This is a genomic window from uncultured Halopseudomonas sp. (assembly GCF_963977355.1).
Taxonomy (GTDB): Bacteria; Pseudomonadota; Gammaproteobacteria; order Pseudomonadales; family Pseudomonadaceae; genus Halopseudomonas.
The window spans coordinates 101729-126729 of record NZ_CAXBOV010000007.1 but is presented as its reverse complement, the minus strand read 5'-3'; the positions used below and the strand labels follow the sequence as shown (position 1 = coordinate 126729).

Annotated in this window: 14 protein-coding genes; 7 read left to right on the top strand and 7 right to left on the bottom strand. The window is 56.8% G+C overall.

The window, feature by feature from the left end:
- Positions 1-145 precede the first annotated feature (145 nt).
- Together AAC076_RS05360 and glyA are read left to right on the top strand one after the other, a co-directional pair.
- Entirely contained in the window at positions 146-4012 is a 3867-nt protein-coding gene (locus tag AAC076_RS05360; RefSeq protein ID WP_339843396.1) for an EAL domain-containing protein, read from the top strand.
- A gap of 125 nt (positions 4013-4137) precedes the next feature.
- On the top strand, positions 4138-5394 hold the full coding sequence (gene glyA / locus AAC076_RS05355; RefSeq protein WP_339843394.1) for a serine hydroxymethyltransferase: 1257 nt from the start codon (positions 4138-4140) through the stop codon (positions 5392-5394).
- A gap of 160 nt (positions 5395-5554) precedes the next feature.
- Here glyA and mqo read toward each other — a convergent pair whose 3' ends face one another.
- Entirely contained in the window at positions 5555-7039 is a 1485-nt protein-coding gene (gene mqo, locus AAC076_RS05350) for a malate dehydrogenase (quinone) (RefSeq protein ID WP_339843392.1), read from the bottom strand.
- 217 nt (positions 7040-7256) lie between these two features.
- Here mqo and thiO point away from each other — a divergent pair, with 217 nt between their 5' ends.
- Positions 7257-8357, top strand: a complete 1101-nt coding sequence (thiO, locus tag AAC076_RS05345) for a glycine oxidase ThiO (RefSeq protein ID WP_339843391.1) — start codon at positions 7257-7259, stop codon at positions 8355-8357.
- Position 8358: 1 nt separating this feature from the next.
- Here thiO and AAC076_RS05340 read toward each other — a convergent pair whose 3' ends face one another.
- From AAC076_RS05340 to AAC076_RS05325, 4 genes are all read right to left on the bottom strand, one after another.
- Positions 8359-9717, bottom strand: a complete 1359-nt coding sequence (locus AAC076_RS05340) for a sigma-54 dependent transcriptional regulator (RefSeq protein WP_339843389.1) — start codon at positions 9715-9717, stop codon at positions 8359-8361.
- A 34-nt stretch (positions 9718-9751) separates the two neighbouring features.
- Positions 9752-11332, bottom strand: coding sequence for an ATP-binding protein (locus AAC076_RS05335; RefSeq protein ID WP_339843388.1), 1581 nt, complete (start codon positions 11330-11332; stop codon positions 9752-9754).
- Positions 11325-11591: a PP0621 family protein gene (locus AAC076_RS05330; RefSeq protein WP_339843387.1), complete on the bottom strand. Its 267-nt coding sequence runs from the start codon at positions 11589-11591 to the stop codon at positions 11325-11327. The genes AAC076_RS05335 and AAC076_RS05330 overlap by 8 nt, the downstream gene beginning before the upstream one ends.
- Before the next feature lie 142 nt (positions 11592-11733).
- Positions 11734-12732, bottom strand: a complete 999-nt coding sequence (locus AAC076_RS05325) for an outer membrane protein assembly factor BamD (RefSeq protein ID WP_339843385.1) — start codon at positions 12730-12732, stop codon at positions 11734-11736.
- A 195-nt stretch (positions 12733-12927) separates the two neighbouring features.
- Here AAC076_RS05325 and rluD point away from each other — a divergent pair, with 195 nt between their 5' ends.
- The 3 genes from rluD (at position 12928) to clpB (ending at position 17342) form a co-directional block, all read left to right on the top strand.
- Positions 12928-13887, top strand: a complete 960-nt coding sequence (gene rluD, locus AAC076_RS05320) for a 23S rRNA pseudouridine(1911/1915/1917) synthase RluD (protein ID WP_339843383.1) — start codon at positions 12928-12930, stop codon at positions 13885-13887.
- Positions 13884-14621, top strand: a complete 738-nt coding sequence (gene pgeF / locus AAC076_RS05315) for a peptidoglycan editing factor PgeF (RefSeq protein ID WP_339843381.1) — start codon at positions 13884-13886, stop codon at positions 14619-14621. The genes rluD and pgeF overlap by 4 nt, the downstream gene beginning before the upstream one ends.
- Positions 14622-14774: 153 nt before the next feature.
- On the top strand, positions 14775-17342 hold the full coding sequence (gene clpB / locus AAC076_RS05310) for an ATP-dependent chaperone ClpB (RefSeq protein WP_339843380.1): 2568 nt from the start codon (positions 14775-14777) through the stop codon (positions 17340-17342).
- Between the two features lie 42 nt (positions 17343-17384).
- Here the strand turns inward: clpB and aceF are convergent, their stop codons facing one another.
- Positions 17385-19091, bottom strand: coding sequence for a dihydrolipoyllysine-residue acetyltransferase (aceF, locus tag AAC076_RS05305; RefSeq protein WP_339843379.1), 1707 nt, complete (start codon positions 19089-19091; stop codon positions 17385-17387).
- 11 nt (positions 19092-19102) lie between these two features.
- Positions 19103-21760, bottom strand: a complete 2658-nt coding sequence (gene aceE / locus AAC076_RS05300) for a pyruvate dehydrogenase (acetyl-transferring), homodimeric type (protein WP_339843376.1) — start codon at positions 21758-21760, stop codon at positions 19103-19105.
- Between the two features lie 234 nt (positions 21761-21994).
- Here aceE and glnE point away from each other — a divergent pair, with 234 nt between their 5' ends.
- The gene (gene glnE, locus AAC076_RS05295; protein ID WP_339843375.1) at positions 21995-24919 is read left to right on the top strand and encodes a bifunctional [glutamate--ammonia ligase]-adenylyl-L-tyrosine phosphorylase/[glutamate--ammonia-ligase] adenylyltransferase; all 2925 of its coding nucleotides are present in this window, start codon (positions 21995-21997) and stop codon (positions 24917-24919) included.
- Positions 24920-25001 lie beyond the last annotated feature (82 nt).

Genomic DNA, 25001 nt, shown 5'->3' with positions numbered 1-25001 from the left:
GGCCGCCAGGGGCTGCGAAATTGCCCGCAAGGCTAGCCCAACTGGGCTTTCAGGGCAAATTTGCCTGGGCCTTGCGTGCCGCTTGTAGCGCCATTGCCTGTGATAGCATAATTAACGGACACTCTGTTGCGTAAAGTTGAGTATTTTGAATAACAACAACAAAAGCACCGTCGCAGGATCAGGACCCGCGTCCACGGCGGGGTCGGCGGATGGATTGCCGGTCAGCGCCGGTATTCTGCTCGTCGCGTTATCTGGCATCCTGCTTGCCACTCTCATGGTTTGGCAGACCTTGCAGGACTTTCGCTTGTTGCGCCATCAACATCAGATTCAGGTGGAAGAGTCCGTCTGGCTGACAGCCAGCCAGATTGGTCTGAATCTGGAGGTCAAGTCCCTGGCGCTCGCCGAATTGCTTGATAATCTTTACTCGGAGAAGCCTGATCAAGCTGTTGAGTCCGCGGCGACACTGTTACCGGGGCTACGCGGAGTTACCCGTGTCTTGATTCCAGGCGCGCCGGGCACTGATTCGATACCACCCTGGATGCCCTCTGTGCGAGGTCTGCACATGAGTGGTTATTCTTTTGCGCTCGATTCTGATGTTGACCATGGCGCGCTCTACTGGTCGATCGCAAGTGAGAATGCGGGACAGTTCTGGGTGCTCGAGGTAGAGGATCGTGAGATCTCTACACTGGTCTCTGCCCAGCCGGCCCAAGGGTATTCCTGGCTGCTGGAGGATTCCGGCCATGCCCGAGTCCTGGCTCGTCAGGAGAGCGGACACGTGGTGTATCTGGATAACAAGCCAATGAGCGCCCCGGAGCGTAGTCAGGTGGTTGTCAGTGCTCCTGTCGCCGGCACGCTCTGGCAAGTAAGAGGTCTGATAGAGCCGGGATATTACCTGCAGAGAATGGGTCAGGCAGTCCGCTTAAAAGTCTTTCTGGTCGCTGGCTTCATTCTGATTCTCCTTGTTGTGGTCTGGACGATGGCAAGAATGCGTCGTATCAATCAGGCGTTGCTTGAGCGCAATCAGGCCTCATTTGCCCACGTTGAGGATACCGAGCGGCGCTACCGGGACATCTTTCAGGGCGTCGGTATAGCGCTTTGTCAGTTTGACCTGTCTAGGCTGCGAGCCTGGCTGTTACGTGAAGGGATCTACAATCAGGGGACTCTGGATGCCTGGCTTGATGCCAATCCGCAGCGTCATAAGGAAATTTTCAGCAATCTGGAAGTGGTTGATGCCAATCAGGTAGCGCTGGATTTGACCGGCCAGAGTTCTGTCGATGGCGTGGAGAGTGTTCTTCAGCGCGATGACAAGGTTCGCAGGGATTCAGCGCGTTACAAGATCATTCTGGCGGTAGTGAATCGGACTCCGCGTCTTGAATTCGAGACGCCGTTTGTGGTGCCCTCGGGAAAGGTGCGGCATGCGTGGATTATCATGCGGCTACCAGAGAATGCCGAGGATTATCATGCGGTTACGGTTAGCTTGAGCGATATCAGCGCCCGTCGAAAGATTGAGTTGTCGATGATCGAACGAGAGCGCTATTGGGCAGGGGTAGTCAAGGCTGTACCAGACGTTGTGTTTATCAAGGACATGCAGAGTCAGCAATTCGTCTACAGCAACCGCTCCCTAGCGCAGCTACTTGGTTACGATGAGTCTGACGAACGGGTACTCGATAATGACTACCGGGATCGTCTGCTGCACCCCGATGACATTGAGCAAATGCAGATCAATCGTAATCTGCAGCAGGTTCTGACGGACGGTACGGTTCAGGAGGCGCGTATACGCTGGCGCCATGTTGATGGCAGCTGGCGCTGGCACAGTTTGCGCGTGAAAGTCCTTTCCCGGCTCCCTGATGGCCAGGTACGTCAGATCATCGGAGTGGTACGCGACATCCATGAGCAGACAATAGCGACCCAACAGATGCGGACCAGCGAACAGCGTTACCGGTTGTTGGCTGAAAACATCAGTGATGTGATCTGGGCGACTGATACGAGCTTTAGACTCGACTACATCAGCCCTTCGGTTACCCGGATGTTGGGCTACAGGCCTGAGGAGCTGATAGAAACCGGATTCGGTCAAGTGGTTGCAGGGCCTTCATATACCCGCTTTATCAGCTCGGTACTGCGCGAACTTGCTCCCCGTCTCGACAATGCAGAGAAGGCTGAAAGACTCAGGGCAGAGGGATACCATCGTCAGACAACCGTCGATTGCATCAAGGCGGATGGGCATAAATGTCCAACAGAGGTTCGTCTGTCGCTGATGTGGGACAACGAGGGGCGGTTTCTGGGGATACTGGGAATTGCCCGGGATATTTCCGAGCAGCGGCGAACCGAAAACCGGTTACGCATGGCAGCGACCGTATTCGAGAACACCACGGGTGCCATCCGTGTCATGGATCCGGCCGGATATGTCGTACAGGTAAATGAAAACTTCATCCAGATAACCGGTTATGCAGCCGAGCAGATCATTGACCAGACGCCGGAGATGCTTGCATGGCGCGTCCAGGAGGAGCTTTTTTATCCAGGGCTTCTGGGTATTTTGCGCGAACAGGGGCGCTGGGAAGGTGAAATATTCATGCGGCGCAAGAATGGTGAGAAATTCCCTTCCTGGGCCGGTATTACCGCGGTACATGATAACGAAGGCGACCTGGTCAGCTACGTATGTTTTTTTGTGGACATCAGTGAACGCAAGGCCAACGAAGCACGCATTGAGACCCTCGCCTATTACGATGCCCTGACTGGTTTGCCGAACCGACTGCTTTTTCAGGACCGGATAAGAACGGCGCTGCAACTGGCTGAGCGGCGTGGTGAATGCGCTGTAGTGCTTTTCCTGGATCTGGATCGCTTCAAGCCGATCAACGATACGCTGGGTCATGCTGCCGGTGACGTCATGCTCAAGGAGGTAGCGCGCCGGCTCAACGACTGCGTGCGCGACAGCGATACCGTTGCTCGCATGGGGGGCGACGAATTCACCATCCTTCTGCCGGGACTGGTTGATCGTGAAAAAGCCATGGCCGCTGCCATCCATGTAGCAGAAAAGATTCTTGCCGTTCTGGCCCCTGCGTTTGTACTCCAGGAACGGGAGTTTTTCATCAGCGCGAGTATCGGTCTTGCGCTGTATCCGCAGGATGGTGTCGAGCCGAACGCGCTTCTCAAGAATGCAGATACGGCCATGTATCATGCCAAATCGATTGGCAAGGATACTTTCCAGTTCTACCAGGCGGAAATGAATGCCAGGGCGTCGGAACGGGTCAGTCTGGAGAGTGATTTGCGTCATGCATTGCAGGATGACGTGTTGCAGCTCCACTATCAGCCCCAGTTCGACTGTGTCAGTGGGCGGCTTACGGGGGCAGAAGCCCTGTTACGCTGGACGCACCCGGAGCGGGGAGCCATTTCGCCCGCTGTATTCGTGCCTATTGCGGAAGAAATTGGCTTGATTGGCGCACTTGGTGACTGGGTCATGGATCAGGCTTGTCGCCAGATGGCCCTTTGGCGGGATGCGGGTTGTCCGCTGCCTCGACTCTCTATCAATCTGTCCGCCCGGCAGTTTACCGATGGACATCTGGCGGCTCAGGTAGGTGGGGTGCTCGAGCGCCACCGGTTAGAGCCGTCTACGATCGAGCTGGAACTGACTGAAAGTGTGTTGTTGCAGGATGTGGATGAGACCATGCAGACGTTAACCGCGCTGAAGTCCCTGGGAGTGGCGATTGCCGTGGACGACTTTGGCACTGGCTATTCGTCGCTGAACTATCTGAAGGATTTCCCGATCGACACGCTAAAGATTGACCGCTCATTTATTCAGGCCATGCATGATGATAGCCGGGACACTTTGCTGGCCCAGGCTATCGTGGCGATGGGCCGCAGTCTTCAGTTGCGGGTTATAGCCGAGGGTGTCGAGACCCGAGAGCAGCTGTCACTGTTGGTGGGATTCCAGTGCGATGAGGCGCAGGGCTTCCTGCTGGGTCGACCCATGCCCGCAGACGCCCTGGAATCGCAATTTTTGCATGGGCCTCGCTGAGGCTGATTCGTCACAACGGTCTTGAAACGATTTTGTTGCCTGCTTGAGCGCTTTTCATGTGCCACAGCGGGTTCCTTGAGTTAAAATGCCGCCCTTATTTGATCTTCCTTGTAGGGGGCTGTGCCATGTTTAGCCGTTCCACCGATATCGCTACCTTCGATCCCGAACTCTGGACTGCCATGCAGCAGGAGGTCGTGCGTCAGGAAGACCACATCGAACTGATTGCTTCAGAAAACTACACCAGTCCCGCTGTAATGCAGGCTCAGGGCTCTGTGCTGACCAATAAGTACGCAGAAGGCTATCCTGGTAAGCGTTATTACGGTGGTTGCGAGTATGTGGATATCGCCGAAAAACTGGCCATTGATCGTGCCAAGGAGCTGTTTGGTGCGGATTATGCCAACGTGCAGCCCCATGCCGGTTCGCAGGCCAATAGCGCTGTATTCCAGGCGTTGCTGACGCCCGGTGACACCATTCTGGGCATGAGCCTCGCCCATGGTGGTCACCTGACCCATGGCGCTTCGGTCAACTTCTCCGGCAAGCATTACAATGCAGTGCAATACGGTATCAACACCGATACGGGCCTGATTGATTACGATGAGGTCGAGGCACTGGCAGTCGAGCATAAGCCCAAGATGATCATTGCCGGTTTTTCGGCGTACTCCCAGGTACTGGACTTCCCGCGTTTTCGCGAGATCGCCGACAAGGTCGGGGCCTATCTGTTTGTGGACATGGCGCACATTGCCGGTCTGGTCGCCGCTGGCGTGTATCCCAACCCGGTGCCCTTCGCTGACGTGGTTACTACGACCACTCACAAGACTTTGCGAGGCCCGCGCGGTGGTTTGATTCTGGCCCGCGCCAATGAGGCGTTGGAAAAGAAACTTAATTCGGCCGTATTCCCCGGTGGCCAGGGCGGTCCATTGATGCACGTGATTGCCGCCAAGGCGATTTGCTTCAAGGAGGCCATGAGCCCTGAGTTCAAGACTTACCAGCAACAGGTAGTCAGGAACGCCAAGGCGATGGCCGAGGTATTCATCGGACGCGGCTTTGATGTTATTTCCGGTGGCACCGAGAACCATTTGTTTTTGTTGTCGCTGATCAAGCAGAACATCACCGGTAAGGATGCTGATGCAGCCCTGGGTCGTGCGCACATCACAGTTAACAAGAACGCGGTGCCTAACGATCCGCGCTCGCCTTTTGTGACGTCAGGTCTGCGGATCGGTACGCCAGCAGTGACCACTCGTGGTTTTCAGGAAGCGGATTGCCGTGAACTCGCGGGCTGGATCTGTGATGTGCTGGAAAATATCTCGGATGAGAGTGTTATCGAGCGGGTTAGTGGTCAGGTCAAAGCCATCTGTGCGCGGTTGCCCGTTTACGGTGACTGATAGATGAGTTGTTGATAAAGCCCCCAAGTTCAGGACTTGGGGGCTTTTTTATTGCGTGTGTTTCTGCGCTGGTGGCTAGTGGCGAACAAAGCAACTGAGATTTCAGCTGATCAGCTCGCTCCTGCGCGCGCTGCCAGATAGCAGCGGCGCAAGAGGTAAACTAGCGTTTTAGTTGCAGAGTGCTCAGGGTGCGATCACGTACCTGTTTGAGCAGGTCAGCGTCACTGATCAGTGACTGGCCATATGAAGGAACCAGTTCTTTCATACGTGCCTGCCACTCGGGGCTGGCAAGGCGGTCCTTGAAGCAGCGCTCGAGTACATTGATCATCGCCTGGACCGCCGTGGAGGCACCGGGAGAGGCGCCTAGCAGTGCCGCCAGTGTGCCATCCTTGGCGGCAACGATCTCGGTGCCAAACTCCAGCTTGCCGTGACCTTTGGCGTCCTTCTTGATGATCTGCACACGCATACCTGCGTCCTGCAGCTTCCAGTCAGCTTCGGTGGCCTGGGGAAAGAAATTGCGTAGTGATGCCACCCGGTCCTTGTGCGACTGAAAAGACTCGGCGATCAGATATCGAGTCAGGTCCATGTTATCCCGGCCCACAGCCATCATCGGCGCCACGTTGTAGCGCTTCACCGAGGAAAACAGATCGAAAACCGATCCTTCCTTGAGGAATTTAGTGGTAAATCCGGCAAAGGGTCCAAACAGAAGTGCAGGCTCACCATTGATAATGCGCGTATCCAGATGCGGAACAGACATCGGAGGGGCACCCACGGGAGCCTTGCCGTATACCTTGGAGCTGTGTTGGCTGACTATTTCAGGCTTGCGGCAAACCAACCATTGCCCGCTGACCGGAAACCCACCGTAGCCCTGACTTTCGTCGATATGGGATTTTTGCAGCAAGGGCAATGACCCGCCGCCAGCGCCGAGGAAAACGAACTTGGCATTGAGCGTTTTCTCTTCCCCGGTGTTTTCGTCCTCAAGGTCTACCCGCCAGTGGCCGCGCTTGCTCTTCTTAAGGCTTTGCACGGAGTGCTTGAGCAGGAGGTCGAAGTTGTCGGTATCCCTCAGGTGACTGATCATGCTGCGCGTCAGTGAGCCAAAGTCGACGTCAGAGCCGTGATCGACGCGTGTCGCGGCGAAAGTCTGATCGACGTTGCGCTTTTGCATTACCAACGGCATCCATTCGTTGATCTGTTCCGCAGATTCGCTGAACTTCATTTCAGCAAACAGGTGGTGGGCGCTGAGCAACTTGTGCCGCTTGCGCAAATACTCCACATCCTTTTCACCCCAGACAAAACTCTGGTGCGCAGTGGGATTGATGAAGTTCGAAGGTTTTGGCAATAGTCCCTGCTCGACCAGATATGACCAGAACTGCAGGGTCACCTCAAAGGACGCGTTTATATCCAGGGCCCGGTTGATGCTTACATTGCCATCCTGGTCTTCTGGGGTGTAATTCAGCTCACAGTAACCGGCATGGCCGGTGCCCGCGTTGTTCCAGCCATCCGTGCTTTCGTGAGCTACGTGGTCCAGGCGTTCGACCAGGGTAATGGTCATTGCCGGATCCAGCTGCTTGAGCAACATTCCCAGTGTGGCGCTCATGACGCCACCTCCGACCAGCAATACGTCTACGTTCTTTGCTGTCATTAACATGCCGCCTCATACTTGAAATCAAAGCCAATAGTACCGTTTTATCGAGTCGAGTAACACAAGTCTGCGATAGTCAAAAAGTCTCAGAAACAGCGGCTGCAACACCCTGTAGAAAAAGATTCTGTGCACGGCATCATGGCTGCAATCGAACCTCTGGTTTATGCTGGCCAGCCTGTTAACACTAGTCGCAAGCAGGCGGACCGGAGATAAGAGTATGCAGCGGATGGTAGTTGTAGGCGGCGGCGTGATGGGCTGCATGACGGCGCTGGAGTTGCTGCAGCGTGGTCGCCAGGTGTGTCTGATCGAGCGCCGTAGTACCGGTCAGGAAGCGTCATGGGCCGGCGGCGGCATAGTGACTCCACTGTATCCGTGGCGCTATAGCCAGCCGATCAGTGCGCTGGCTGAATGGTCGCAGGTGCAGTATCCGATTCTATGTAGCCAGTTACAGGGGCGAACGGGCATCGACCCACAGTTCAGTGAGTGCGGTCTGATCTGGCTCGACCATGCCGAACAGGAAGATGCCTTGGCCTGGGCTAACCGACAGCGCAAGCCCATAGTCGCTGTTGATCAAGACTTTCTCTATAAACAGATACCCATGCTGGCTCCCGGATTTGCTGGCGGAATGTGGCAGGCCGGGCTGGCGAATATTCGCAATCCACGCCTGATGATTGCTCTCAAAGCCAGGTTGCAGCAGTTTGCCTCTTTTACGTTGATCGAAAATTCATCAGTCAGCAGTTTGCAATTCAAGGGCGAGAGGGTCGTGGGTGTAAACCATACACAGGGCGAGCAGAAAGCCGATGCAGTGGTGCTGTGTGCAGGTGCCTGGTCAGGCGACTGGATGGCTGAACTGGCTATCGATCTTCCGGTGACGCCGGTGAAGGGTCAGATGTTGCTATACAAGGCTGCGCCAGGCTGGTTGCCTAGCATTATCCTGCACGAAAGCCGCTATGCGATTCCAAGGCGCGATGGGCATGTGCTGATTGGTAGCACGCTCGAGCACGCAGGTTACGATACCTCGACCACCGAAGAAGCTCTCGAGTCACTGCGTGCATCAGCCCATGGCCTCTTGCCCCAATTGGCAGATATGCAGCCGGTCGCACAATGGGCAGGGCTGCGGCCAGGTTCGCCAGAAGGAATGCCCTTTATTGGAGAAGTGCCTGGTCTGGATGGATTTTGGCTCAATACCGGGCATTTTCGTAATGGATTGGTGCTGGCCCCGGCGTCCTGTGCCCTGCTTGCCGACCAGATGACGGGAGCTACGCCGGATATTGATCCTGCACCCTATAAGTTGGAAGGGCGCGTCAGCCTTCGCTGAGTCAGTCTTCCATTCCCAGCTTCTTCAAACGGTAGCGCAGTGAGCGAAATGTCAATCCCAGACGTTTTGCTGCTGCCGTCTTGTTCCAGCGAGTTTCTTCCAATGCCTGAGTAATGGCATTGCGTTCGATATTGTCGAGATAGTCTTCCAACGAGCCAATATCTCCCAATGAGGGAGTGGCCTGCGAGGTGATGGTCGTAGGGCAGGCTGAAATGTGAATATCACCTGTTTCAATGACCTCGCCTTCGCTCAGAGTGAAGGCACGCTCAAGGATATTTTCCAACTCGCGCACGTTACCCGGAAAGCGGTAGCTGATCAGCCTTTCCATTGTCTGCGCACCTATGTGCGGTATCGGCATCTGGTTGCGTATCGCCAGGCGAGCGAGAATATGCTGGGTCAGTAGTGGAATATCCTCGTGGCGCTCGCGCAGGGGGGGAACGCTGAGCTCGATCACGTTGATCCGGTAGAAAAGATCCTGGCGAAATCGACCCTCGGCTACTTCTACTGCAAGATCCTTGTGGGTTGCGCAGAGCAAACGAACGTCGACCGACTCTTCCTGCTGGGTTCCCACGGGCCGTACAGCTTTTTCCTGAATGGCACGCAGCAATTTGACCTGCATGGACACGGGCAGGTCGGCAACCTCGTCGAGAAACAGTGTGCCGCCGCCCGCTGCCTGAAAGAGGCCTGGCTTGTCGGCGACCGCGCCCGTGAAGCTACCCTTGCGGTGACCAAAGAACTCACTCTCCATCAGCTCGGAGGGGATGGCGCCACAATTGACCGGGACAAAAGGCGCCTGTGAGCGCGAACTCAATGCGTGGATACGCCTTGCAACAAGCTCCTTGCCGCTACCCGACTCACCGCTGATGTAGAGCGGAGCTTCACTGCGGGCCAGCTTGGCAATACGTTTGCGCAATTGCTCTATCGGCGGCGAACGACCCAGGATTGGATCCGGTGCGTCCTCCGTAAGCTCAGGTTTTTGCGTCTGGGTAAGGCGCAAGGCGCTTTGGACCAGTTCGCGCAGGCGCTGCAAGTCGACCGGCTTGGTCAGAAAGTCGAATGCGCCCGCTTTAAGTGCGCTGATGGCGGTATCCAGGCTGCCGTAGGCTGTAATCATGGCCACCGGAGTTTGGGGGTGGTTCTGCTGGATGTGACGCACGATCGCCAGGCCGTCGCCATCGGGTAATCGCATGTCTGTCAGACACAGATCAAAGTGGGTATTTGCCAGCAACTGCATTGCCTGGGTCATGCTGGTGGCGCTGCGGGTTTCGAGTTGCATGCGTTGCAATGTCAAATCCAGCAGCTCAAGGATGTCCGGCTCGTCGTCGATGATCAGTACCAGGGGGCTTGATGTCTGCGCCATTGTTTGAATCCGTTTTCCTGGGGCTTGTGTTGGTTTATATGAGGCGTTTGGGATGCGCAAAGGTTATGCGCATGCAGCAGCCTCGCGGTAACACCGGCTCGAATTCGAGGCGAGCCTGGTTGCTCTCGCAAAGTTCTCTGGAAATATACAGGCCCAACCCGGTGCCATTGGCGTGGGTGGTGTAGAAGGGCTCGAAAATATGTGGCACATGTTCCTCGGCAATGCCCGGACCATGATCTATTACTTCCAGAGTCGGCAACTCCGAGTCTGACTGGAGATAAAGCCTGAGCCAGATGGTTTTATGCAAGCCTGCAGCCTCCGTATAACGCAGTGCGTTACGGCAAAGGTTATCCATAACCTGGTTTAACTGGTGGGGGTCGACGCGGGTCTGGATTCCTGGTGATGCTATGTCAAGCTCCAGACTGTCATTGCCCGGGCTGCCGGCCAGAAAATCAGCCGCGAACTGGTCAAGCCACAGGCCCAGGTCAACCAGTTGAGGCTCGCTTGGCCGTCTGCGGGAGAGCTCCAGAACTGTCTCGATTACCTTGTTCATGCGCTGTGAGTGTTGTTGGATGATCTCGCTGAGGCGACGGTCCGCCGCCGGGAGATCCTGAGACTCGCCTAGCAACTGTGCGGCGTGACTTATGGCTCCGAGCGGATTGCGGATCTCATGGGCAATGCTGGCGGTAAGGCGGCCCAGCGATGCCAGTTTCATCTGTTGAGCCTGCTGTGCCACCTGCGTGTTGTCATCCAGGAAAATCAGCACAGTCTCTTCACTGTCGGTAGCCAGCGGCTTGAAGTTAGCCATTATTTCTGACCCACCGCTGTGATTGTTGAAGGGCATGGGTCGGATGGAGGGTGTTTCTTCCCAATGCCGCAACCGCTGTGCCAGGCCGATTGCCAGCTCTTCGATGTCCATGCCGCGAATGATTGGTTTGCCCAGCATCTGAGCGGCCGCTTCATTTGCCTGCAGCACCTTGTGACGCGTGCCCACAACGATGATGCCGGTGCGCATGCGATGAATGATCAGTTGATTGACCTTTTCCAGGCTGGCCAGACTCGCGGCCTGTTGTTGAGCCAGACCTTCTGATTGACGCAGACGCACGCTCAGGCGTTGCACGAACATGGCTACGGCAAAGTAAATACAACCCAGCACACCAACCTGCAAATAACCCTGGCTGACGCCAGGGTGGGACAGTGTCAGGTAGAAAGTCAGATAGATGATTGCCAGGCTCGCCAGCGCGGCAAGCAGGAGACCAACACGACCATGCAGCAGGATATTGCCGATGGCCACAGGAATGATCAGCAGGTTGCCGAAGCCGCTCCCCGGACCCCCGGCGGCATAGAAGATGATGCCCAGCAAAAAGATATCCAGCACTGAGACCACGAACAAATGCAGGTCGCGGCGACCTCGATGCAGCAGTACCGCGATCAAAACGTTAACCAGCAGATAAAACCAACTGGCTATTTCGTAGATCTGCGGATTACTTAACTGGAGAAGTCCATCGCGTGCAGTTGTGTTGGTCAGTAACGCCAGGCAGAAACCGAGGACGACCCGATAAAGATTGTATAGCCGCAATATCCGAGGGCGCTGGGAGTCTGCCTGGTCACTCATGGTTGTGCGTATCGCGATGCTCGGCGCAGCAATACCAGCCGTTTGGGCTACGCAGCGCCTTTTTTTCTGGTACGTGCACCCTGCAATGGCTGCATTTGACCATTGTTTGAGGGGTATCGGCACGCTGCGCTCGCTTACTGCGGGCTGCGCTCTTTGCCTTTATGCGACGCCACAGGGTCAACAAGGCGAACACGACGAGTGCGAGCACCAGCAGTTTCATAAGCCCCATGGTCTTGCCCCCAGCAAAATGATGGGACATTGTAGCTTAACCACGACTGGCGCCAAAGCCTGGACACAGTCTCCAGACTTGAAGGTGATGTCTTACGATGTGCTGTTGCGGGGTAGCGAGTGACCATGGCCAGATCCCCATGAAGAGGCTCTGGCCAGAGAGTGGCGGCGATCTAGTCAAATAGACCGAAGGTAATGCGGCTCCAGATCGAGCGACCCTGTTCTTCTTCTACGTCTTGTGAAGGAGCACGGATCTCGCGGGGTAACGCATTCAGAGCCTCAAGATATTGCTGCTGCATCTCACGTTCCATCTGCGTTCCAGTGTTACGTGATGGCGGGGTCATGACCTTGTCCATCAGGTCGCCAGCCATGCCAGTGAACATACCGCGCTCGCGCTTGGCAGGCTCGACATGATGGCGGAAGCTGTCCCCTTCAAGGCTTGGATGCTCAGGGTAATTGGCCCGTAGTACTGCCAGAGACGTTTCTGCCAGCTCTGGCATCGCCATGCGTTGATAGGCTTCGACCATGATTGCAAGGCCGTCGGCTACTGCTGGGGTCTGCTGAAAATTCTCGACCACGTATCGCCCGCGGTTTGCAGCGGCAACGTTGGCTTGACGTTTGAGATAGTAGTGCGCCACGTTCACATCGTAGGAAGCCAGCAGGTTGCGCAGGTACACCATCCGCAAGCGCGCATCCGGGGCATAACGGCTTTCAGGGTACCGGCTCACCAACTGGGCGAATTCATTGAAGGAGTCGCGTGCTGCACCAGGATCACGGCGGGTCATGTCTAGCGGGAGAAAGCGCTCGAAAATGCCCCTGTCACGGGTGAAGGAGGTCATTCCTCGCATGTAATAGGCGTAGTCCACGTTCGGATGCTGGGGATGCAGGCGGATGAACCGATCTGCCGAAGATTTGGATGCTTCCGGCTCAAGGTTTTCATAGTAGGCATATATCAGTTCCAGCTGCGCCTGCTGGGCAAAACGACCAAATGGATAGCGTGACTCCAGAGCGCGCAGTTTTTCCACCGCTGCGCTGTAACTGTTGGCATCCAGATCCTGTTGGGCCAGCAGGTACAGTTCTGATTCGCTCAGGGATTCGTCTAGCACCTGATTGGATGCACAGGCTGAAATGAGCGCGAGCAGACCGACCAGCAGAAAGTGTTTCATCGACATATGTGACACCTGGATGGACGACCATGCGCTGTTGCGCCGACAGCCGTCCTGTTATAGTTGCAACCTGTTTTCGGGTATCCGGCTGAGTCGGCTGGTACCCGTAAAGAAGCCGTATTTAACCACAGCGCATCGCCGATTCCAAAATAGGATTGCGTCGCCGCCAAAGCGCCCATTGCGCCCTCCAGTGAGTCCCGAATGTCCGATCGTATCTGCATGACCGCGTTAGTTGCCCCCGAAAGTGGTGGCCAGCGCCTTGACCAGGTGGCCGCCCAGCTATTTCCTGATTTTTCCCGTTCAAGGCTGCAGGGGTGGATCAAAGACGGCTGTCTTACCGTGGACGGCCGCAGCGTGCGCCCTCGGGATACGGTATACGGGGGCGAGAAACTGGTCCTTGATGCAGAGCGGGAAGTGCAGGGTGACTGGCAACCCGAAGCCATTGCGCTGGATGTTATTTATGAAGACCAGGCGCTGATGGTCATCAACAAACCCGCCGGGTTGGTAGTCCATCCGGCAGCAGGGCATCAGGACGGCACGCTGCTTAATGCGCTGTTGCATCATGCGCCAGAGCTGGCCAAGGTGCCCCGGGCGGGCATCGTACATCGTCTTGACAAGGACACGACCGGCCTGATGGTCGTAGCCAAGACACTGGAAGCGCAGACGGATCTGGTTGCGCAACTCCAGGCGAGATCGGTAACCCGGGAATACGAAGCGGTAACTGTTGGCGTCATGACCGCCGGTGGGAAAGTCGATCAGCCGATTGCCAGGCATGGCACCAACAGGCAGAAAATGGCGGTGATGGTCGGCGGTAAACAGGCAGTTAGTCATTACCGGGTTATCACGCGTTTTCGTGCACACACCCATGTGCGGGTGAAGCTTGAAACTGGACGTACTCACCAGATCCGCGTGCACATGAGTTATATCCATTTTCCGCTGATAGGCGACCAGACCTATGGCGGGCGCATGCGGATTCCCGCTGGCGCGACCCCTGAACTGATCGAAACCTTGCGCGGCTTTCCTCGTCAGGCGTTACATGCAAGGCGCCTGGAGTTGCAGCATCCCGACGACGGGCGGACCATGAGTTGGGAAGTGCCGTTGCCCGCGGACATGCAGAATCTGCTGGCGCTGTTACGTGAAGACGGTGAGCTGGGCGAATGAGTTTCACTGCTCTACAGGCTCAATGGCCGGCCCCGGAGCAGGTGAGGACCTGCATCACGACCCGTCGTGGAGGGTGCAGCCAGGGACCCTGGAAAGGGTTCAATCTCGGTGATCACGTGGGCGATGAACCAGCCCATGTCGCGGCCAACCGGGCGGAGTTGCAGCGGTCGCTGGGAGCGAGGCCAGCCTGGTTGAAACAGGTCCACGGAACTGTCGTCGTTGAGGCCAATGCAGGGCAGATACTGGAAGCTGATGCGGCATGGACAGAGGAGCCTGGATTGGCCTGCAGCATAATGACGGCCGATTGTCTGCCAGTGCTGCTGTGCAATCAGGCCGGCACGCGAGTGGCGGCAGCCCATGCGGGGTGGCGGGGATTGCTCGCTGGGGTTCTGGACAATACGGTGGACGCAATGGATGAGGCCCCCGGGAACCTGATGGCCTGGCTCGGACCTGCCATCGGACCTCAGGCATTCGAGGTCGGGCCAGAAGTATTCGAGGCCTTCTGTGCTGCTCATGCGCTTTCGCGTGAGGCCTTCGTGCCCTCAGGGCGCAGTGATCATTACCTGGCCGACATATACATGTTGGCTCGCCAGCGCTTAGAAGCGTGCGGGGTGCAGCGCATTTACGGGGCTGAGCATTGCACGGTGAGTGACCCAACCCAATTTTTTTCCTATCGACGTGATGGCCAGACTGGACGATTCGTTTCGATGATCTGGCTCGAGAACCCGGCTTGACTGCAAGTCTTTAACGCATAATGACAAAAAATTGACTCTGATCAAGGTTTCACACCTTGAAACGTCAGCTACTGTCCCTATTAAAAGTCCATACTCAATGATAACGATGCTGCCAGGCGCCGCCTGCGGCTTTCAGTAAAGGATGGACATAGTATGCGAATCGACCGATTTACCAGTAAATTGCAGATGGCACTCTCCGATGCCCAGTCATTGGCTGTCGGGCGCGATAATCCGCAAATCGAACCAGTACATCTGATGCTTGCCCTGATGGATCAGCAGCAAGGCTCGATCAAGCCTTTGCTGCGTCAGGTGGGTTTTGACACCAATGCCCTGCGTGCGGCTCTGGACGATGCTCTCGAGAAGCTTGCGACTGTCAGTAACCCCACCGGCGATATCAATCTTTCACAGGATATGGCCCGGCTGTTCAATCAGGCCGACCGTTTGGCGCAGCAGCGCAATGATCAGTTCATATCCAGTGAACTGGTGCTGCTTGCCGCCATGGAAAGTAATACCGCGCTGGGCAAGATCCTGCTCGACCAGGGCGTATCCAAGAAAGCCCTGGAAACCGCAATCAGCAACCTGCGCGGCGGCGAATCAGTCAACGACCCGAACGCGGAAGAGTCCCGTCAGGCGTTGGACAAGTACACCGTGGATCTGACGGCCAAGGCCGAAGCAGGCAAGCTCGATCCGGTTATTGGCCGTGATGATGAGATCCGTCGCACGATTCAGGTCCTGCAGCGCCGCACCAAGAATAACCCGGTACTGATCGGTGAGCCCGGCGTGGGCAAGACTGCAATCGTCGAGGGGCTGGCGCAACGCATCATCAATGGCGAGGTGCCCGACGGCCTGCGCGACAAGCGACTGCTGTCATTGGATATGGGCTCGCTGATTGCCGGCGCCAAGTTCCGCGGCGAATTCGAGGAGCGGCTCAAATCCGTACTAAACGAGCTGTCCAAGCAGGAAGGGCGGGTCATCCTGTTCATCGACGAGCTGCACACCATGGTCGGTGCCGGCAAAGCCGAGGGCTCGATGGACGCGGGCAATATGCTCAAGCCCGCCTTGGCCCGCGGCGAGCTGCACTGTGTGGGTGCCACCACGCTGGATGAGTACCGCAAGTACATTGAAAAGGATGCCGCACTAGAGCGCCGTTTTCAGAAGGTGCAGGTGGATGAGCCCAGCGAGGAGGACACCATTGCCATTCTGCGTGGCCTGAAAGAGCGCTATGAGGTGCACCACAAGGTCGCTATTACTGATAGCGCGATCATTGCCGCCGCCAAGCTGAGCCACAGGTACATCACTGATCGCCAGTTGCCGGACAAGGCAATCGACCTGGTCGACGAAGCGGCGAGTCGTATTCGCATGGAAATCGATTCCAAGCCGGAGGTGCTCGACCGACTGGAGCGCCGCCTGATACAGCTCAAGGTCGAACGTGAAGCCTTGAAGAAGGAAGATGACGAGGCCGCTCTCAAGCGCCTGGAGAAACTCAAGGAAGATATAGCCCGGCTTGAGCGCGAGTACGCCGATCTGGAAGAGATCTGGAAGTCGGAAAAAGCTGACGTCCAGGGAACCGCGCAAATCCAGGAGAAAATCGAGCAGGCTCGCCAGGAGCTCGAGACCGCCCGGCGCAAGGGCGAGCTGGCGCGCATGGCCGAATTGCAATACGGCGTGATACCCGACCTGGAGCGCAGCCAGCAGATGGCCGAGCAACACGGGCCCACCGAGAATCAGTTGCTGCGTAGCAAGGTAACCGAAGAGGAAATCGCCGAAGTCGTTTCCAAGTGGACCGGTATTCCGGTATCGAAGATGCTTGAAGGCGAACGTGACAAGCTGCTGCGCATGGAGGAGGGCCTGCACAAGCGGGTGATTGGCCAGCATGAAGCGGTGGTCGCGGTATCCAATGCGGTGCGCCGCTCCCGGGCCGGTCTGAGCGATCCGAATCGCCCCAGCGGCTCGTTCATGTTCCTCGGGCCGACTGGTGTCGGCAAGACCGAACTATGCAAAGCGCTGGCAGAATTCCTGTTCGATACCGAAGAGGCGATGGTGCGCATCGACATGTCCGAGTTTATGGAAAAGCATTCTGTGGCGCGCCTGATCGGCGCCCCTCCGGGATATGTAGGTTACGAAGAGGGTGGCTATCTGACTGAGGCGGTTCGCCGCAAGCCCTATTCGGTGATCCTGCTGGACGAGGTCGAAAAAGCCCACCCGGATGTGTTCAACGTATTGCTGCAGGTGCTTGAGGATGGTCGTCTGACGGACAGCCAGGGGCGCACTGTGGATTTTCGCAATACCGTGATTGTGATGACCTCAAACCTGGGCTCCACGCAGATTCAGGAGCTGGTCGGAGATCCCGAAGGGCAGCACGCGGCAGTGATGGATGCCATTGGGCAGCATTTCCGTCCTGAGTTTATTAACCGGATCGACGAAGTAGTTGTTTTCGAGCCGCTGGGAAGGGATCAGATTGCAGGTATCGCTGGTATCCAGATGCAACGCCTGGGCGACCGCCTGGCCGAGCGAGAGTTGAGTCTGGAGCTAACGGATGAAGCCCTGGAAAAACTGATCGCTGTTGGCTACGACCCGGTCTACGGGGCGCGGCCGTTGAAACGGGCCATACAGCGCTGGATCGAAAACCCACTGGCACAGCGTATTCTGTCTGGTGATTTCGAGCCGGGTGTAACCATCCAGGCCACAGTTGTAGATGATCAATTTGTTTTCACTGGCTGAGGAATGACCGGGGACCGAGTTCTGTCTCGGCCCCCGGTGTAACTACAACAACATAGACCGAATGTCGCCCAGTAGCTCGCCTAGCCGCTTGGTGAATTGCGCCGCGGCTGCACCATTAATGGCCCGGTGATCGTAGGACAACGATAGCGGTAACATCAGGTGCGGCTGAAACGCTTCACCATCCCATACCGGCTGCATGGTCGCTTTCGACACGCCGAGTATGGCCACCTCGGGTGCATTGACGATCGGCGTGAAGTAAGTCCCGCCGATATGCCCCAGGCTGGAGATAGTAAAGCAGGCACCCTGCATCGCATCGGCGCTGATCTTCTTGGTGCGTGCTTTTTCCGCCAGTTCGGCCGCTTCGCCGGCCAGTTGCAGCAAGCTCTTCTTATCCACATCGCGAATCACTGGCACCATCAGACCGTCCGGCGTGTCGACTGCAAACCCGATATGCACATATTTCTTGTAGATCAGCTGTTTTCCATTCGGCGCCAATGAGGCGTTGAAATTGTCCATCTCGCGCAGCAGATGGGCACAGGCCTTGAGCAGGAAGGGTAGCACGGTGAGCTTGACTCCAGCTTTCTCGGCGACGGTCTTCTGCGCCTTGCGGAAGCTCTCCAGCTCACTGATATCCGCCAGGTCGAACTGGGTCACATGCGGAACATTCAGCCAACTGCGGTGGATGTTTGTAGCCCCGGCCTGCTGTAGTCGTGTCATGTCTCGGGTTTCGATCTCGCCGAAACGGCTGAAATCGATTTGTGGTACCGACGGAATGCCCGCGCTGCCCGCGGCCGCAGATTGTTTCTCCTGTTTGGCCAGGCTTTTCACGTACTTTTGAACGTCTTCCTTGAGGATACGGTCGCGCGGACCGCTGGGTTTCACCTTGGCCAGCTCTATGCCGAATTCACGGGCCAGCAAACGCACCGCTGGACCGGCATGTACCTTGGTACCTTCGCGGCTGGGACCACCCACCGGCGGCGGAGTTTCTTCCTCGGGCTGCTCGTCCTGTTTGTCGCCGACCTCTTGCCCAGTCTGCTTCGGAGCGGCGGGCTCGGGATCGTTTTTCTTTTCTTCCGCCTTTGGGGCAGATGCCTGAGTATCGGGCTTTTCCGGTTTTGGTTTTTCTTTGCCCTCACTCGCGGTGCGCATGTGCAGGATCAGATCGCCGGTACCAGCCTGATCGCCTTTTTTGACCTCCACCGACTCCACGGTGCCGGCAAAGGGTGCTGGGATCTCCATGCTGGCCTTGTCGGATTCGAGCACAATAAGTGACTGGTCTGCCTCGACCCTGTCGCCCTTGGCCACTAGTATTTCAATGACTTCGGCCTTGCTGTCGGAACCCAGATCAGGAACCTTGACCTCTTTCACTTCACCTTTGGTATCACTGTCGTCTGCACTCGCTTTGGTTTCCGCAGTTGCGGGCTCTGCGGGTTCGTTATCCTGCTTCTCTTCTTGCTTGGTCTTGTTGCTGGATTCTTTGGCTTCAGGCTCCTCCTCTGACTTGTCCTCTTCTTCGTCTGTAGCCTCCAGCTCAATCAGGTCATCGCCTTCCTTGAGGCTGTCGCCCATGCTGACCTTGATTGACTTGACCGTGCCTGCCTTGGGGCAGGGGATTTCCATACTGGCCTTGTCGGACTCCAAAACTACCAGGCTTTGCTCCGCCTCGACCTTGTCGCCAGCCTTGACCAGTATTTCAATGACTTCGCCTTCACCGTCACCGATGCCGGGTACCTTGATTACTTCACTCATTGCATCGCTCCTCAGCAGTCCAGCGGGTTGGTTTTGCCTGGATCGATACCGAAGGATTTCAGCGCGTCGCCGAGCACCTTTGAATCCAGATCCCCGGACTCCACTAGCGCGACCAGCGCGCTGTAGGCCACCCAGTTACGATCAACCTCGAAGAAATGCCGTAGCTTGCGACGGCTGTCGCTACGCCCGAAACCATCGGTTCCCAACACTTTGTAGGTGCCAGGCACCCATTGGCGAATCTGGTCGGCAAAGAGCTTCATATAGTCAGTCGAAGCGATGACCGGACCCGCACGCTTGGCCAGATTACGCTCGACGAAGCTGACCTTGGCGGTTTTGGTCGGGTGCAGGCGATTCCAGCGTTCTACATCCAGGCCGTCCCGGCGTAGCTCATTGAAACTGGTCACGCTCCATATATCCGCGGTGACCTTGAACTGCTCCTTGAGGATATTCGCGGCTTCGATTACCTCGCGCAAAATGGTGCCGCTGCCGAGCAGCTGTACGTGCAGCTTGGCTGGTTTCTTCGCCTCTTCGAGCAGATACATGCCGCGCATGATGCCCTCTTCAACATCCTTGCTCTTGGGCATCGGCGGTTGTTCGTAGGCTTCATTCATCACGGTGAGATAGAAATAGACGTTCTCCTGCTCCTCCATCATCCGCCGCGCACCCTCGCGGATGATCACAGCAAGCTCGTAACCATAGGTGGGGTCGTAGCTACGGCAGTTGGGGATCGTCGACGCCAGAATATGGCTGTGACCGTCCTCGTGTTGCAGGCCCTCGCCGTTGAGAGTGGTACGCCCGGCTGTGCCACCGATCAGAAAGCCCTTGGCACGGCTGTCACCGGCCGCCCAGGCAAGATCGCCGATACGCTGAAAGCCGAACATTGAATAGAAAATGTAAAACGGCAGCATCGGCTGGTTGTAGGTGCTGTAGGCCGTGGCGGCGGCTATCCAGCTGGACATCGCCCCGGCTTCATTAATGCCTTCCTCGAGGATCTGACCCTTCTTGTCCTCGCGATAGAACATCACCTGATTCTTGTCGACGGGCTCGTAAAGCTGGCCGACCGAGGAGTAGATGCCCAGTTGGCGGAACATGCCCTCCATACCAAAGGTTCGTGCCTCATCCGGTACGATAGGCACGATTCGCGGTCCTAGCTCCTTGTCCTTCACTAGTTGCGAGAGAATGCGCACAAACGCCATGGTCGTGGATATCTCCCGATCGCCGCTGCCATCGAGGATCGCTTTCAGGGTGTCGAGTGGTGGCACGGGCACCTTGAAGCTTTCGGCACGACGCTGGGGCATATAGCCGCCGAGTTTCTCGCGCCGCGAGTGCAGGTACTTGTACTCGGCGCTGCCTTCTTCGGGTTTGTAGAAGGGCAGTTTCTCCAGATCCTTGTCGTTGACCGGGATGTCGAATCGGTCACGGAACAGCTTGAGACTGTCAATATCGACTTTCTTGGTGTTATGAGCGGTGTTCTGACCCTGGCCGGCGCCGGTGCCGTAGCCTTTGATAGTCTTGGCCAGAATCACAGATGGCTGACCAGTGTGGTTCACCGCGTCGTGGTAGGCCGCGTAAACCTTGTAGGGGTCGTGGCCACCGCGGTTGAGCTTCCAGATTTCCTCGTCGGTCAGATCCTTGACCATCTCCTGGAGTTCCGGGCGGGTGCCGAAGAAATGCTCGCGTACGTAGGCGCCATCGTTCGCTTTGTAGTTCTGATAGTCACCATCGACCGCTTCTTCCATGCGCTGCTGTAGCAGGCCGTCGTGATCGCGAGCCAGCAGAGGGTCCCACATGCGGCCCCAGATGACCTTGATCACGTTCCAGTCGGCACCGCGGAAGCTGCCTTCGAGTTCCTGGATAATCTTGCCATTGCCGCGCACCGGACCATCCAGGCGCTGCAGGTTGCAGTTGACGACGAAAATCAGGTTGTCGAGCTTCTCTCGGCCGGCCAATGAGATGGCACCCAGGGACTCGGGTTCGTCGGTCTCACCGTCGCCAACAAAACACCAGACCTTCTGCTTGCCGGGCTTGATAAAGCCTCGGTGCTCAAGATACTTCATGAAACGTGCCTGGTAGATCGCCTGGATGGGACCAAGCCCCATGGATACGGTCGGGAACTGCCAGAAGTCAGGCATCAGCCAGGGGTGAGGGTAGGAGGAGAGTCCTTTGCCATCGGTTTCCTGACGAAAGTTGTTGAGCTGGTCTTCGGATATGCGACCTTCCAGGTAGGCGCGGGCGTAGATGCCGGGGGAAGCGTGCCCCTGGAAGAAGACCAGATCACCGCCGTGTTCATCGGTGGGTGCCTTGAAAAAGTAATTGAAGCCTATGTCGTAGAGCGTAGCGCTGGAAGCAAAAGTGGAAATGTGACCACCCAGATCCGGATCTTGCTGGTTGGTACGCATGACCATGGCCAGGGCGTTCCAGCGAACCATCGAGCGGATGCGCCGCTCCATGAACAAATCACCGGGCATCGGAGACTCGTGGGTAACAGGTATGGTATTGCGATAGGGTGTAGTGATTGCGTAGGGCAGCGGTGTGCCGCTTCGGCTGGCGAGCTCCCCGAGGCGGGTGATCAGGTAGTGCGCACGGTCCTCGCCTTCGTTATCCAGAACAGATTCCAGAGAGTCGAGCCATTCCTGGGTTTCAAGGGGATCGATATCGTCTTGCTTCATTATTAGCTCCAGACCTTGTGGGCCTTATCAGTCCCTGCGAGCACAACGCTCAAGTTGACTGACGAGTATTAGATTCGGTGTTTGTAGTATAACTACAAAAAATACGCTTATCACGATAATGAGCTGCTACTTTGGTAGTAAAACTACATTATGACCAGGCGGTCCATGGTTGGGCCTCTTTTCCATACCTTGTTGGCGTGGCAAGCTGCAGCATTATCGATTACAGGATAGACCATGGTTTTTTCTCCGCCGTCCCCCCTCCCGGTTTCGTTGCAGCCGCTGGTTGATCATCATTTGGCCCAATGGAGCGCGGCAGTCGCGCGCGATGACCTCAAACAGCCGCAAGAGTATGTTGAAGTGTTCACGGCCGAGCTGCGTCATGTGCTGGCAGGTAGCGATTTCGTTGCCGAGCAGTTGCGACGCGATCCGGCCATGGCCTGGAGGTTAACCTGCGATGATCTGCTATGGCGCCCTCTGGCCGAGGGCGAGATGGCGACAATGCTGGCCGAGGCTCTGGCCTCGGCTGATACGGAGGAATTGCTGGGGCAAGCCCTGCGCCGGTTCCGCCAGGAACAGCAGGTGCGGATTATCTGGCGGGATCTGACCCGCCGGGCTGCAACTGCTGAGACCGTTCGAGATTTATCCGAGATGGCTGATCAATGCATCGAGGCTGCCTATCGTTGGTTGTACGCAGATACCTGCACCGCCCAGGGAACGCCAACGAGCGAAGCGGGCGAACCTCAGCATCTGGTGGTGTTGGGGATGGGCAAGCTGGGTGCGCGCGAACTCAATTTGTCCTCGGATATCGATCTGATCTTCGCCTACCCGGAGGCCGGCGAGACGCAAGGCGGGCGGCGCAGTCTTTCCAATCAGGAGTTTTTTATCCGGCTTGGACAGCGGTTGATCAAGGCACTGGACGCTATAACCGTTGATGGCTTCGTTTTTCGCGTGGACATGCGGTTGCGCCCTTATGGCGACAGTGGTGCGCTGGTATTCAGTTTCGATGCCCTGGAGCAGTACTACCAGAGTCAGGGTCGTGACTGGGAGCGGTATGCCATGATCAAGGCCCGCGTTGTGGCCGGAGACCAGGCAGCGGGCGCCGAACTGCAAGCCATGCTCAAGCCTTTTGTATACCGGCGTTACCTGGATTTTGCTGCCATTGAAGCGCTGCGTAGTCTCAAACTCATGATCCAGCGAGAGGTTCAGCGCAAGGGCCTGCAGGACAACGTAAAACTGGGCTCCGGCGGTATTCGTGAAATCGAGTTTATCGGACAGGCTTTTCAGCTCATCCATGGTGGACGCGAAAGAGCGCTACAGCAGCGACCGATTCTCACGGTGCTTGATGTATTGGGGGCCAACGTATATCTGCCGTCGGCAGTAGTGGAGGAGCTCAAGTCAGCTTATCTATTTCTCCGTGATGTCGAGCATGCACTTCAGGCCATTGATGATCGTCAGACCCAGATGTTGCCAACAGACGCTCAGGGCCGGGCTCGCATCGCCTACATAATGGGATTTGACGACTGGAGCTCGTTCCGAGAGACACTGGATATGCACCGCGATCGTGTCGCAAATCATTTCGCAGGTGTCATTGCCGATCCTGATGAGGATCAGGATGAGGAGCCCGGCTGGCATGCCGAATGGATACCGGTATGGGAAAGTGGTGATCCTGAGCAGGCCGTCGAGCAGCTACGTTCAGGAGGGTTCAAGGATCCTGATGAGGCCTGGCGCAAGATCGGTGGCCTGCTTAATTCGGGTCGGGTCAAGTCCATGCAGAGGCTGGGTCGCGAGCGACTGGATGTGTTTGTACCTCGGCTTCTGGGTATGGCCAGCGAACAGGATGACCCGGATCTGGCCCTGGATCGCGTCATGCCACTTGTAGAGGCTGTTGCCCGGCGGTCAGCCTATCTTCTGCTATTGACCGAGAACCCCGGGGCGTTGCGTGAATTGCTGGTGCTGTGTTCTGCCAGCCCCTGGATTGCCGGACAGATAACCCGCTATCCGGTTGTCCTGGATGAGCTGCTGAATGCAGGGCGGCTGTATCGGCCACCGGAAACCGAAGAGCTTGTTGATGAGCTTCGTCAGCAATTGATGCGCATTCCCGAGGATGACCTGGAACAGCAGATGGAGGTGCTTCGATACTTCAGGAGAGCCCATGTGCTGCGGGTTGCGGCCTCTGAAATTGCTGGCAGCCTGCCGCTCATGAAAGTCAGCGATTATCTTACCTGGATCGCCGAGGCGATCTTGCAGCAGGTTCTGCAGCTGGCCTGGCGGGAGATGACTCTGCGCCACGGCAAGCCCAAGCGCGCGGATGGCTCCGACTGTGAAATGGACTTTGTAATTCTGGGATACGGCAAGGTTGGTGGCGTTGAACTGGGTCACGGGTCTGACCTGGACCTGGTTTTCATCCACGATGGAGATGGCCAGGCTGAAACCGATGGTCCCAGGCCGATCGATGGCAGCAGGTTTTACACCCGTCTCGGTCAGCGGATCATTCATATGCTTAATGCGCAGACCACATCCGGCGCTCTGTATGAAGTGGATATGCGCCTGCGCCCCTCCGGCGAGTCTGGTTTGTTGGTGAGTTCGCTGGCGTCCTATGCGCGTTATCAGCGCGAAGAAGCCTGGACCTGGGAACACCAGGCTCTGGTCAGGGCTCGCGTGTTGGCCGGGTGCAAGCGCTTGAGTCATCGTTTCCACGTGTTGCGTGCCGAGGTGCTCGGCAAGCCCCGTGACGAGGCTGCACTGCGTGCCGAGGTCACGGGCATGCGACAAAAAATGCGCGACAATCTGGGTACCAGGGCAACCAGTGCGGGATTCGCCCCGTTGGCGTTTACTGAACAGGCGTCGTTTGATCTCAAGCAGGATGCCGGAGGTATCGTCGACATCGAATTTATGGTGCAATATGCCGTCCTGGCCTGGTCGTGCCAGCACCCCGAATTGCTGCGGTACACCGACAACATCCGAATACTTGATGGGCTGCGAGACGCTGGCTTGGTATCTGGCGAAGACGTGCAGCGTCTGCAGGAGGCTTACAAAGCTTACCGTGCAGCAGCCCACCGCCTGGCATTGCAAAAGCAGCCAGGCAAGGTAAGCGGCGACCAGTTCCACGATTTTCGTCGCGCTGTCATGGCCCTCTGGCAACAGTGGCTACCTGATTAGGCGTGGCAGGATCGGTCGTTCTTCTCGACAGAGGAGGGCGGCCGACACAAACGAGTTTAGATCTACCAGTTTAGTACAACCT